The following is a 12329-nucleotide window of genomic DNA, read 5'->3' on the forward strand; positions in this document are numbered from 1 at the left end:
TTCGCCGCCCCGCACCCCGTTCTCGTGTGCTCGCCGGCGGCCCGGGTACGGCCTCGCACACAGCCCCCGTGTGGGGTTCTGCACACTCTCCCCGTGCAGGTCAACGGCAAGTTGACGGCCCTTCCAGGGGCGTGGTGGACTGCCGGAGCCATGTACGGCGGCAGGAGAGGAAGCCGGTGTGAATCCGGCGCGGTCCCGCCACTGTCACCGGGGTAGGTAGCCCCGGGAGCCAGGAACTCTCGCCGCCGGTCTCGTCGAACCAGGGCGTGGACACCCTGAGTGAGGACATATCGCCATGCTCGCCTGCCGTTCGAGAGCCTGCCCGGCTCTCAGGTACAGCCCAGGATCGCTGCCCGACCCCACGGCCGGCTGAGCCGATGCGAGCCGATCGCGTCTTCGCGTACGGCGCCGCCGCCGGACTCCTCGGTGACCTGCTCCTCGGCGATCCCCGCCGGGCGCATCCGGTCGCCGCGTTCGGGCGGACCGCCGGTGCCGTGGAGCGGGTGCTGTGGCGGGACCACCGGGGGTGGGGCGCCCTGCACACCGCCGTGTGCGCGGGTGGGGCGGTCGCCCTGGGGGCCGTGGCCGAAAAGGCCGTACGACGCTCCCCGGCCGTCTCCGTCGTTCTCACCGCTGCCGCCACCTGGGCCGTGGTCGGCGGAACCTCGCTCGTGCGCGAGGCCCGCACCATCGGGCGGGCCCTGGAGGCGGGGGACGTCGACGGGGCGCGGGCGCGGCTGCCGCATCTGTGCGGGCGGGATCCGCAGGCGCTCGACGCCGACGGGATCGCGCGGGCCGTCGTGGAGTCCGTCGCCGAGAACACCTCCGACGCCGTCGTGGGGGCCCTGGTGTGGGGTGCCGTGGGCGGGGTGCCGGGGCTGCTCGGGTTCCGGGCCGTCAACACCCTGGACGCGATGGTGGGTCACAAGTCGGCCCGCCACCGCCGGTTCGGGTGGGCGTCCGCCCGGCTCGACGACCTCGCGGGGTGGCCGGGGGCGCGGCTGACCGCCGTACTCGCCGCCGCGACCGGGGACGATCCCCGGGGTGCCGTACGGGCCTGGCGGGCGGACGCGGACCGGCACCCGAGCCCCAACGCCGGTCCCGTCGAGGCCTCGTTCGCGGGAGCGCTCGGGGTGCGGCTGGGCGGGACGCTGTCGTACGGGGGGCGTGTGGAGCATCGGCCTGTGCTGAACGAGGAGGGGCGTGCGGTGGAGGTCGGGGACATCGAGCGAGCCGTGCGGTTGTCCCGGCGGGTGGGGTGGTTGGCGCTGGCGGTGAGTGCGGCAGGTTCGTTGCTGCGGGGGTGGGTTGCGAGGCGCCCGGCGCTGGAGGCTGTGCCCACCCTCCCCCACTCTCGGCTTCGCTCGAGCGGGGGGACCCCCATCGCCCTGCGGAACGCCTGCCCACAGCGGCCACGGCGGGCGCAGCCGTCACAGCGGGCGCAGCGGCCGGAGCTGGCGCAGCAGGCACGGCGGTCGCAGCGGGCGGGGAGGTGGGCCTCGTGACTGGCGGTGGGCTGCTCGTCGCCGGCACCACCTCCGACGCCGGCAAGAGTGTCGTCACGGCGGGGATCTGCCGGTGGCTGGTCCGGCAAGGGGTGAAGGTCGCACCCTTCAAGGCGCAGAACATGTCGCTCAACTCGTTCGTGACGCGGGAGGGCGCCGAGATCGGGCGGGCGCAGGCCATGCAGGCGCAGGCCTGCCGTGTCGAGCCGACCGCGCTGATGAATCCCGTGCTGCTCAAGCCCGGTGGCGAGCAGAGCAGTCAAGTGGTGCTGCTCGGGAAGCCGGTGGGCGAGCTGAGCGCGCGCGGCTATCACGGGGGGCGGCAGCGGAGACTGCTCGGGACCGTGCTCGACTGCCTCGCCGAGTTGCGGGGCACGTATGACGCGGTGATCTGTGAGGGGGCCGGTTCTCCCGCCGAGATCAATCTCCGGCGGACCGACATCGTCAACATGGGGATCGCCCGGGGCGCCGGGCTCCCGGTCCTCGTCGTCGGCGACATCGACCGCGGCGGGGTCTTCGCCTCGTTCTTCGGGACCGTCGCGCTCCTCTCCCCCGAGGACCAGGCGCTCGTCGCCGGGTTCCTCGTCAACAAGTTCCGCGGGGACGTCTCGCTCCTGGAGCCGGGGCTCGACATGCTCCACGGGCTCACCGGGCGGCGGACGTACGGCGTGCTGCCGTTCCGGCACGGGCTCGGCATCGACGAGGAGGACGGGCTGAGGGTGTCCCTGCGCGGGACCGTACGGGAGTCGAACGTCTCCCCGCCCGTCGGCGAGGACGTGCTGCGGGTCGCCGTGTGCGCGATCCCGCTGATGTCCAACTTCACGGACGTGGACGCGCTCGCCGCCGAACCCGGGGTCGTCGTGCGGTTCGTGGACCGGCCGGAGGAACTGGCCGACGCCGACCTCGTGGTCGTCCCGGGAACCCGGGGGACCGTACGGGCGCTGGAGTGGCTGCGCGAGCGGGGGCTCGCGGAGGCTCTGCGGCGCAGGGCCGCCGAGGGCCGGCCGGTGCTCGGTATCTGCGGCGGCTTCCAGATCCTCGGCGAGCACATCGAGGACGAGGTCGAGAGCCGGCGGGGGCACGTGGAGGGGCTCGCTGTCCTGCCGGTCCGGGTGCGGTTCGCCCGCGAGAAGACCCTCACCCGGCCGGTGGGCGAAGCCCTCGGCGAGCGGGTCGAGGGGTACGAGATCCATCACGGGGTCGCCGAGATCGAGGGGGGCGATCCGTTCCTGGACGGCTGCCGGGTCGGACAGGCCTGGGGCACCCACTGGCACGGCTCGCTGGAGTCCGACGGGTTCCGGCGGGCGTTCCTGCGCGAGGTGGCGGCCGCCGCGGGCCGCCGGTTCGTGCCGACGCCGGACACCTCGTTCGCCGCGCTGCGCGAGGAGCAGCTCGACCGGCTCGGCGACCTGATCGAACAGCACGCGGACACGGACGCGCTGTGGCGGCTCATCGAGTCGGGCGCGCCGCAAGGACTGCCTTTCATTCCACCGGGAGCGCCCGCATGAGCACAGTGTTGTTGTTGTCGACCGCCGACACCGATCTGCTGGCGGCCCGGGCCGCCTCCGGCGCCGGTTACCGGATCGGCAACCCGACCCGCGTCGACGTCACGGACGAGCTGCCAGGCCTGCTGGACGGCGCCGACATCGCCGTCGTACGGCTGCTCGGCGGGAAGCGGGCCTGGGAGGACGGGCTGGCCGTGCTGAAGGCGTCCGGGATCCCGACCGTGCTGCTGGGCGGCGAGACCGTGCCGGACGCCGAGCTGATGGCGGAGTCGTCGGTGCCGGCCGGTGTGGTCGCGGAGGCGCTGAGGTACCTGGTCGAGGGCGGGCCCGACAACCTGACCGAGCTGGCGCGGTTCCTGTCCGACACCGTGCTGCTGACGGGCGAGGGGTTCGTCGAGCCGCGGAAGATGCCCGAGTACGGGGTGCACGGCTCCCGTGCGCGGGAGAGCGGCCGGCCGACCGTGGGCGTGCTCTTCTACCGGGCCCATGAGCTGAGCGGCAACACCGCGTTCGTGGACACGCTGTGCGACGCGATCGAGGCGCGGGGGGCCAACGCGCTGCCGGTGTACTGCGGTTCGCTGCGCGGGGCGGACGCCGGGCTGTACGACATCCTCGGCGGGGCGGACGCCCTGGTCGCCACGGTGCTCGCGGCGGGCGGCACGCACGCCTCGCAGGCCTCGGCCGGCGGTGACGAGGAGGCCTGGGACATCGGGGCGCTCGCCGACCTCAACGTCCCTGTGCTGCAAGGACTCTGCCTGACCTCCTCACGGCAGGCCTGGGACGAGTCCGACGCCGCCCTCTCCCCCATGGACGCGGCGATGCAGGTCGCGATCCCGGAGTTCGACGGACGGCTGATCACGGTCCCGTTCTCCTTCAAGGAGCAGGGCCCCGACGACGTCCCCGTATACGTCGCCGACCCCGAGCGGGCCGGGCGGGTGGCCGGAATCGCCGTACGGCACGCGCGGTTGAGGCACAAGCCGAACGCCGAGAAGAAGCTGGCGCTGGTCTTCACCGCGTACCCGACCAAGCACTCCCGGGTGGGCAACGCGGTCGGCCTTGACACTCCGGCGTCGGCGGTGCGGGTGCTGGACGCGCTGCGCGATGCCGGATACGTCGTCGAAGGGCACCCCGACAACGGCGACGAGTTGATCCACCGGCTCATCAACGCCGGTGGTCACGACGTCGAGTGGCTCACCGAGGAGCAGCTGGCCGCCGCGCCCGCGCGCGTGCCGCTCGCCGACTACCGGGCGTGGTTCGACAAGCTCGACCCGGAGCTGCGGGACGCCATGCGCGAGGCGTGGGGCGAACCGCCGGGCTCGCTCTACGTCGACGGCGACGACATCGTGCTCGCGTCGCTCCAGTTCGGGAACGTCGTGGTGATGATCCAGCCGCCGCGCGGTTTCGGCGAGAACCCGATCGCGATCTACCACGACCCCGACATGCCGCCGTCCCACCACTACATGGCGGCCTACCGGTGGCTGGAGAACAGTTTCGGCGCCGACGCGATCGTGCACATGGGCAAGCACGGCACGATGGAGTGGCTGCCGGGCAAGGGCCTCGGGCTCGGCGGGGGCTGTGCGCCGGACGCCGTCCTCGGCGACCTGCCCCTCATCTACCCCTTCATCGTCAACGACCCCGGCGAGGGCACCCAGGCCAAGCGGCGCGGGCACGCCACCGTCGTCGACCATCTGGTGCCACCGATGGCGCGCGCGGACACCTACGGCGACCTGGCGAAGCTGGAGCAGCTGCTCGACGAGTACGCGCTGGTCTCCGACCTGGACCCGACGAAGTCACCCGCCGTCCGGGCGCAGATCTGGACGCTGGTCAAGGCTGCCGAGCTCCACCACGACCTGCATGTGGACGAGCAGCCGGGCGACGACGACTTCGACGAGTTCGTCATGCACATCGACGGCTATCTGTGCGAGATCAAGGACGTGCAGATCCGCGACGGTCTGCACATCCTGGGCGGCGGCCCGGTCGACGAGGCACGGGTGAACCTGGTGCTCGCCGTGCTGCGGGCCTCGCAGGTGTGGGGCGGGCAGGCGAACGCGCTGCCGGGGCTCAGGGCGTCCTTCGCGGCCCATTTCGGGCTGGTCGAGAAGGAGTTGCTTGCCGAGCCCGGTGCGCCGGTGAAGGTGCCGGTGGAGCTGACGGACCTCGTCGAGGGCCCGTCACGGTCGGCGGCCGACGCGATCGATCTGCTGGAGCAGCTGTGCCGGCGGGTCGCGGAGGGGATGGAGGCGCGGGACTGGGACGTGTCGGTCGCCCCGGCTCTCGTCCGCGGTGTACTCGGCACCGAACTTCCCGACGCCGTCGCGGTGTTGGAGTTCGCCTGCAACGAGGTCGTCCCGCGTCTGGCCCGTACGACGGACGAGATCGGGCACATCCTCAAGGCGCTGGACGGCGGTTACGTTCCCGCCGGTCCGTCCGGCTCCCCCACGCGCGGTCTGGTCAACGTGCTCCCGACCGGCCGGAACTTCTACTCCGTCGACCCCAAGGCCATCCCGTCCCGGCTGAGCTGGGAGGTCGGGCAGTCGCTCGCCGACTCGCTCGTGCAGCGGTATCTGCAGGACACGGGCGAGTACCCGAAGTCCGTCGGTCTGACGGTCTGGGGTACCTCGGCCATGCGGACGCAGGGCGACGACATCGCCGAGATCCTGGCCCTGCTGGGCTGCCGTCCCGTCTGGGACGACGCCTCGCGCCGGGTGACCGGCTTCGAGGTGATCCCCCTGGCCGAGCTGGGCCGGCCGCGCATCGATGTCACGGTCCGGATCTCCGGCTTCTTCCGGGACGCGTTCCCGCACGTCGTGGGGCTGATCGACGACGCGGTGCGCAGGGTGGCCGAGCTGGACGAGCCCGCCGAGAGCAACTACGTGAGGGCGCACGCCGACGAGGACACCGCCGAGCACGGCGACCGGCGGCGCGCGACGGCCCGTGTCTTCGGCTCCAAGCCGGGCGCGTACGGGGCGGGGCTGCTGCCGCTCATCGACGCCCGGAACTGGCGCAGCGACGCCGACCTCGCCGAGGTGTACGCCGTCTGGGGCGGCTACGCCTACGGGCGCGGGCTCGACGGGCGGGCGGCGCGCGGGGACATGGAGACCGCGTTCAAGCGGATCGCCGTCGCCGCCAAGAACGTCGACACGCGCGAGCACGACCTCGTCGACGCCGACGACTACTTCCAGTACCACGGCGGCATGGTCGCGATGGTCCGGCACCTGACGGGCGCCAACCCCGAGGCGTACGTGGGCGACTCGGCCGTACCGGACCAGGTGAGGACGCGCACGCTGGGCGAGGAGACGCACCGGGTGTTCCGCGCCCGGGTGGTCAACCCGCGCTGGATGGCGGCCATGCGCCGGCACGGCTACAAGGGCGCCTTCGAGATGGCGGCGACCGTCGACTACCTGTTCGGCTACGACGCCACGGCGGGCGTGGTCGACGACTGGATGTACGAGAAGCTCGCGTCCGAGTACGTCTTCGCGCCGGAGAACAAGGACTTCATGCGGAAGTCCAACCCGTGGGCGCTGCGAGGTATCACCGAGCGGCTGCTGGAGGCGGCGGACCGGGGTCTTTGGGCGGAGCCGGACCAAGAGACCCTGGACCGGCTCCGGGCGACCTACCTCGAACTTGAGGGAGATCTGGAGGGAGACGCGTGATCTCCCTGGAAACCCGCGCCGGTGCGGGGAGCAAGTCATCCCGCGCAGTGCCCACGGGTTCGGCTTCGGGCCACCCCCGCGGCTGCGGGGAGCAGAGCAGCAGCCTGGCAGCCTTGTCGGCGCGCGGCACTCTGCCATCAGATCAGCCACTCGAAGGAGTGATCGCAGCGTGAGCACCCCCTTCCCTTTCACGGCCGTCGTAGGCCAGGACGATCTGCGGCTCGCGCTGCTGCTGAACGCCGTGTCTCCGGCGGTCGGCGGGGTGCTGGTGCGCGGCGAGAAGGGCACCGCCAAGTCCACGGCCGTACGCGCCCTGTCTGCGCTGATGCCGACGCTGGACGTGGTCTCCGGCTGCCGGTTCTCCTGCGACCCCGGCTCCCCCGACCCGGCGTGTCCGGACGGGCCGCACGAGCCGGGGGCGTTCGAGACCCGGGCGGCGCGGATGGTCGAGCTGCCGGTGGGCGCCTCGGAGGACCGGCTGGTGGGCGCCCTCGACATCGAGCGGGCGCTCGCGGAGGGCGTGAAGGCATTCGAACCTGGCCTGTTGGCGCAGGCGCACCGCGGGATCCTCTACGTCGACGAGGTCAATCTTCTGCATGACCATCTCGTCGACCTGCTGCTGGACGCGGCGGCGATGGGCGCGTCGTACGTGGAACGTGAGGGTGTCTCCGTACGGCATGCCGCGCGGTTCCTGCTCGTCGGGACCATGAACCCCGAGGAGGGCGAACTGCGGCCGCAGTTGCTCGACCGGTTCGGGCTGACCGTGGAGGTGGCCGCCTCGCGGGAGCCCGAGCAGCGGGTGGAGGTCGTACGGCGGCGGCTGGCGTACGACGACGATCCCGCGGGTTTCGCCGCGCGGTGGGCGGACGAGGAGGCCGCCGTACGGGCGCGGATCGTGGCGGCGCGGGAGCTGTTGCCGTCGGTGCGGCTGGGCGACGGGGCGCTGCGGCAGATCGCGGCGACCTGCGCGGCCTTCGAGGTGGACGGCATGCGCGCCGACATCGTGATGGCGCGTACGGCGACGGCGCTGGCGGCGTGGGCCGGGCGGACCGACGTACTCGCCGAGGACGTGCGGCAGGCGGCGCTGCTCGCGCTGCCGCACCGCAGGCGCCGCAACCCGTTCGACGCGCCGGGGCTGGACGAGGACAAACTCGATCAGACGCTGGAGGAGTTCTCCGGCGAGGGCGACGAGGATCCCGATCCCGGTCCGGACGGGCCCGGCGGGGGCGGTGGGCAGTCGCCGTCCGAGGGGCCGCAGGCCGACGGTGGCTCCGGTGCGCGGCCCGAGGCCGGGGAGGGCGGGGAGCCGCAGGCCTCCGGTGCGGGTGAGCAGTCCGCCGTACGGGCCGCCGAGCCGTTCCGGACCAAGGTGCTGAGCGTGCCCGGGATCGGTGAAGGGGCCGCCGGGCGGCGTTCGCGGGCGCGGACCGAGCACGGGCGGACCACCGGGGCCCGGCGGCCCCGGGGCGCGCTGACCAAGCTGCATCTGGCGGCGACCGTGCAGGCCGCCGCGCCGCATCAGCGGGCGCGCGGGCGGTCCGGGCCGGGGCTGGTGCTGCGCCGGGACGATCTGCGGCAGGCGACCCGGGAGGGGCGCGAGGGCAACCTGGTGCTGTTCGTGGTCGACGCCTCCGGGTCGATGGCGGCCCGGCAGCGGATGAGCGCCGTGAAGGGCGCCGTGCTGTCGCTGCTGCTCGACGCGTATCAGCGGCGGGACAAGGTGGGGCTGGTGACGTTCCGGGGGGCGGCGGCCGATGTCGCGTTGCCTCCGACGTCGTCGGTGGACGCCGCCGCGGCCCGGCTGGAGTCGCTGCCGACCGGGGGCCGTACGCCGCTCGCCGCCGGGCTGCTGAAGGCGCACGACGTGCTGCGGGTGGAGCGGCTGCGGGATCCGGCGCGGCGCGCGCTGGTCGTGGTCATGACGGACGGGCGGGCCACCGGTGGTCCGGAGCCCGTGGCGCTCGCGGGGCGGGCGGCACGGCTGTTCGCCGCCGAGGGCGTGGCGTCCGTGGTCGTGGACTGCGAGTCGGGGCCGGTGCGGCTGGCGCTCGCCGGACAGCTCGCGGGTGAACTGGGCGGGACGGCGGTGACGCTCGACGAACTGCGGGCGGACTCGATCGCCGGGCTGGTGAAGGACGTACAGAGGAGGGCCGCGTAATGCCGCAGGGACAGCCGAGTGTCGTACCCGATGACGGTCTGACGACCCGACAGCGGCGCAACCGGCCGCTCGTCGTCGTGCACACCGGGATCGGAAAGGGGAAGTCCACCGCCGCCTTCGGGCTCGCGCTGCGGGCCTGGAACCAGGGGTGGCCCATCGGGGTGTTCCAGTTCGTCAAGTCGGCGAAGTGGAAGGTCGGCGAGGAGAACGCGCTGCGGGTGCTCGGCGCCTCCGGCGAGGGCGGGTCCGTCGACTGGCACAAGATGGGCGAGGGCTGGTCCTGGGTCCAGCGGGACGCGCAGCTCGACAACGAGGAGAAGGCCCGGGAGGGCTGGGAGCAGGTCAAGCGGGACCTCGCCGCCGAGACGTACAGGCTGTACGTGCTCGACGAGTTCGCGTACCCGATGCACTGGGGGTGGGTGGACACCGACGAGGTCGTCGACGTGCTGCGGAACCGGCCGGGGACCCAGCATGTGGTCATCACCGGGCGGAACGCGCCCGAGAAGCTCGTGGACTTCGCCGATCTCGTGACCGACATGTCCAAGGTCAAGCATCCGATGGACGCGGGGCAGAAGGGGCAGAGGGGCATCGAGTGGTGATGTCGTCCGTCCCACGGCTGGTCGTCGCCGCGCCCTCCTCGGGCAGCGGCAAGACCACCGTCGCCACGGGGCTGATGGCCGCGTTCGCCGCGCGGGGGCTCGCCGTGTCCCCGCACAAGGTCGGGCCGGACTACATCGACCCCGGGTACCACGCGCTCGCGACCGGGCGGGTGGGGCGCAACCTCGACGCGTACCTGTGCGGGCCGGAGCTGGTCGCTCCGCTGTTCCTGCACGGGGCGCGGGGGTGCGACCTCGCGGTCGTCGAGGGTGTGATGGGGATGTACGACGGGGCAGCGGGCGAAGGTGAACTGGCGTCGACCGCTCATGTCGCGAAGTTGCTGGGCGCGCCGGTGGTGCTGGTCGTGGACGCGTCTTCGCAGTCGCGGTCGGTGGCGGCGCTGGTGCACGGGTTCGCCTCCTGGGATCCCGAAGTGCGGGTGGGGGGCGTGATCCTGAACAAGGTCGCGTCGGATCGGCACGAGGAGTTGCTGCGGGAGGCGTTGGACTCGGCCGGGGTGCCTGTGCTGGGCGCCTTGCGGCGGGCCGCGCAGGTGTCCGTGCCCTCGCGGCACCTCGGGTTGGTTCCTGTTGCCGAACGGCGGTCCGCTGCGGTTGAGGCTGTCGCCTTCATGGCCGCGCAGGTCTCCGAGGGGTGTGATCTCGCCGCGTTGGAGGCACTGGCCCGGGGTGCGGGTGCCGTACCAGGGGGCTCCGCCCCCTGGACCCCCGGTTTGCCCACCCACGGCCACCCGCCTCGCTCAGTTGAAAGGCCGAGCGACAAAAAACCTGTTGTCGCCGTTGCCGGTGGGGTCGCCTTCACCTTTTCCTATGCCGAGCAGGTCGAGCTTCTGACCGCCGCCGGAGCCGAGGTCGTCACCTTCGATCCGCTGCGGGACGAGTCCCTCCCGGCGGGGACTTCCGGGCTCGTCATCGGAGGCGGGTTCCCCGAGGTGTACGCCGCCGAGCTGTCCGCCAACGAGCCGTTGCGGAAGGCCGTCGCCGCGCTCGCGGAGTCCGGGGCGCCGGTCGCCGCCGAGTGCGCCGGGCTGCTGTACCTGTGCCGGGAGCTGGACGGGCGGCCCATGTGCGGGGTGCTCGACGCCACCGCGCGGATGTCGGAGCGGCTGACCCTCGGCTACCGGGACGCGGTCGCCGTGAGCGACAGTGTGCTGGCCGTCGCCGGGACGCGCATGCGGGGGCACGAGTTTCACCGGACCGTCGTCGAACCCGGGGCCGGAGCGGCTCCCGCGTGGGGGGTGCGTGCCCCCGCCCGGCGCGTCGAAGGCTTCGTGCAGCAAGGTGTGCACGCGAGTTATCTGCACACGCACTGGGCGGCCGAGCCCGGTGTGGCCCGTAGGTTCGTGGAGAGGTGCCGTACGTCATGAGCGAGCGCAGCAGGCTGATCGGGGTCGGGGTGGGTCCCGGGGATCCGGAGCTGGTGACCGTGAAGGGGGTCAACGCGCTGCGGGCCGCCGATGTCGTTGTCGTGCCGGTCATGGCTGCGTCTGACGGAAAAGACGGCGGGGAGCGGGGCCGCGCCGAGGCGACCGTGCTGCACTACGTCGCGCCGGAGAAGGTCGTCCGGGTGGTGTTCGCGCTGAACGAGCGGACCGACCGGGCGCGGCGGGAGGCCGCCTGGGACGCGGCCGGCGAGCGGGTCGCCGAGTTGCTGACGGCGCACGGGATCGTGGCCTTCGCGACCATCGGGGATCCGAACGTGTACTCGACGTTCACGTATCTCGCGCAGACCATCGCCGAGTCGGTGCCGGGGACCGTCGTCGAGACCGTGCCCGGGATCACCGCCATGCAGGACCTCGCCGCGCGGTCGGGGGCCGTGCTCACCGAGGGCACCGAGCCGTTGACGCTGGTGCCGGTGACCGCCGGGTCGGCCGTGCTGAAGGACGCGCTGGCCGGGCCGGGGACGGTCGTGGCGTACAAGTTCGGGCGGCAGGCCGCCGAGGTCGCCGAGGCGCTGCGGGAGACCGGGCGGATCGAGGACGCGGTGTGGGGGTCGGCGCTGGGGCTCGCGCAGGAGTCCATCCGGCCGGCCGGTGAGCTGGACGGGGAGCCGCTGCCCTATCTCTCGACGCTGATCGCGCCCGCGCGGCGCGAGGGCGGACGGGGCGGCAAGCTGTGAGACCAGGCGTGAGCCCGGGCAGCTCAGGCCGCCAGGCCCACCACCAGCCAGATGAAGGCCGCGCCCGCGATCGTGCACAGCACGGTCGAGCGGGCGGGGTGTTCGTGGTGGGCCTCGGGGAGGATCTCGGCGGCCGCGAGGTAGAGCAGCGCGCCGCCGAAGAGGCCGAGATAGCCGCCGAGCAGTTGCTCCGGGATGGTGACGACGGTCGCCGCCGCCGCGCCGGCCACCGGGGCGGCCGCGTCCGCGAACAGCATGAACAGGGCCCGGCGGCGGGCGTTCCCGTACAGGCTCGTGATCGTGTACGTGTTGAAGCCGTCCGCGAAGTCGTGGGCGATCACCGCCAGGGCCACCGCGAGGCCCATGCCGCCGCCGACCTGGAAGGCCGCGCCGATCGCCACGCCGTCCATCGCGCTGTGGCCGACCATCGCCGCGGCGGCCGTCAGGCCCACCTCGGGGGCCCGGCCGTTGTGTTCCTCGGCGCCGTGCGCGGCCTGGCGCACGGCGAGCAGGCGTTCCACCAGATGGGCCAGCAGGAAGCCCGTCACGAACAGCAGGAGCGCGGCCGGGACGCCGAAGACCTCGGTGCCGGCCGCCTCCAGGGCCTCCGGCAGCAGGTCCAGGCCGACGACGCCCAGCATGAGGCCGCCGGCCAGGCCGAGGACGAGGTGGCGGCGGTCGGTGACACGCTGTGCCGTCCAGCCGCCGGCCAGCGTCATGAGGAACGCGCCGAGCGCGACGAAGACCGCCATGGGCCCTTCGTATCCGATCA

At 73.1% G+C, this 12329-nt stretch carries 7 protein-coding genes, 1 pseudogene and 1 riboswitch; of the genes and pseudogenes, 7 read left to right on the forward strand and 1 reads right to left on the reverse strand.

Annotated features, from left to right (window positions below; genetic code table 11):
- The first annotated feature begins 118 nt into the window (after positions 1 to 118).
- A riboswitch (cobalamin riboswitch) is annotated at positions 119 to 262 on the forward strand.
- A 115-nt stretch (positions 263 to 377) separates the two neighbouring features.
- The 7 genes and pseudogenes from ACLZN2_RS32790 to cobI form a co-directional block, all read left to right on the forward strand.
- A pseudogene (locus ACLZN2_RS32790) lies at positions 378 to 1304 on the forward strand (cobalamin biosynthesis protein); the annotation flags it as partial.
- A gap of 197 nt (positions 1305 to 1501) precedes the next feature.
- On the forward strand, positions 1502 to 3013 hold the full coding sequence (locus ACLZN2_RS32795) for a cobyric acid synthase (protein ID WP_416983031.1): 1512 nt from the start codon (positions 1502 to 1504) through the stop codon (positions 3011 to 3013).
- On the forward strand, positions 3010 to 6663 hold the full coding sequence (gene cobN / locus ACLZN2_RS32800; protein WP_416983032.1) for a cobaltochelatase subunit CobN: 3654 nt from the start codon (positions 3010 to 3012) through the stop codon (positions 6661 to 6663). Before ACLZN2_RS32795 ends, cobN begins: the two co-directional genes overlap by 4 nt.
- Positions 6664 to 6832: 169 nt before the next feature.
- Positions 6833 to 8821 (forward strand): putative cobaltochelatase, encoded by a 1989-nt coding sequence (locus ACLZN2_RS32805; RefSeq protein WP_416983033.1) that lies wholly within the window; start codon positions 6833 to 6835, stop codon positions 8819 to 8821.
- Positions 8821 to 9420: a cob(I)yrinic acid a,c-diamide adenosyltransferase gene (gene cobO / locus ACLZN2_RS32810; protein ID WP_416983034.1), complete on the forward strand. Its 600-nt coding sequence runs from the start codon at positions 8821 to 8823 to the stop codon at positions 9418 to 9420. The genes ACLZN2_RS32805 and cobO overlap by 1 nt, the downstream gene beginning before the upstream one ends.
- Complete coding sequence (locus ACLZN2_RS32815) at positions 9420 to 10805, forward strand: cobyrinate a,c-diamide synthase (protein ID WP_416983035.1); 1386 nt, start codon at positions 9420 to 9422, stop codon at positions 10803 to 10805. Before cobO ends, ACLZN2_RS32815 begins: the two co-directional genes overlap by 1 nt.
- The gene (gene cobI, locus ACLZN2_RS32820) at positions 10790 to 11557 is read left to right on the forward strand and encodes a precorrin-2 C(20)-methyltransferase (RefSeq protein ID WP_416983036.1); all 768 of its coding nucleotides are present in this window, start codon (positions 10790 to 10792) and stop codon (positions 11555 to 11557) included. Before ACLZN2_RS32815 ends, cobI begins: the two co-directional genes overlap by 16 nt.
- A 23-nt stretch (positions 11558 to 11580) precedes the next feature.
- Here cobI and ACLZN2_RS32825 read toward each other — a convergent pair whose 3' ends face one another.
- Positions 11581 to 12309 carry a ZIP family metal transporter gene (locus tag ACLZN2_RS32825; RefSeq protein ID WP_416983037.1) on the reverse strand — a complete coding sequence of 243 codons (729 nt, stop codon included), beginning with the start codon at positions 12307 to 12309 and terminating at the stop codon, positions 11581 to 11583.
- Positions 12310 to 12329 lie beyond the last annotated feature (20 nt).

It is taken from the genome of Streptomyces sp. T028, from assembly GCF_048159505.1.
In the GTDB taxonomy this organism is placed as follows: Bacteria; Actinomycetota; Actinomycetes; order Streptomycetales; family Streptomycetaceae; genus Streptomyces.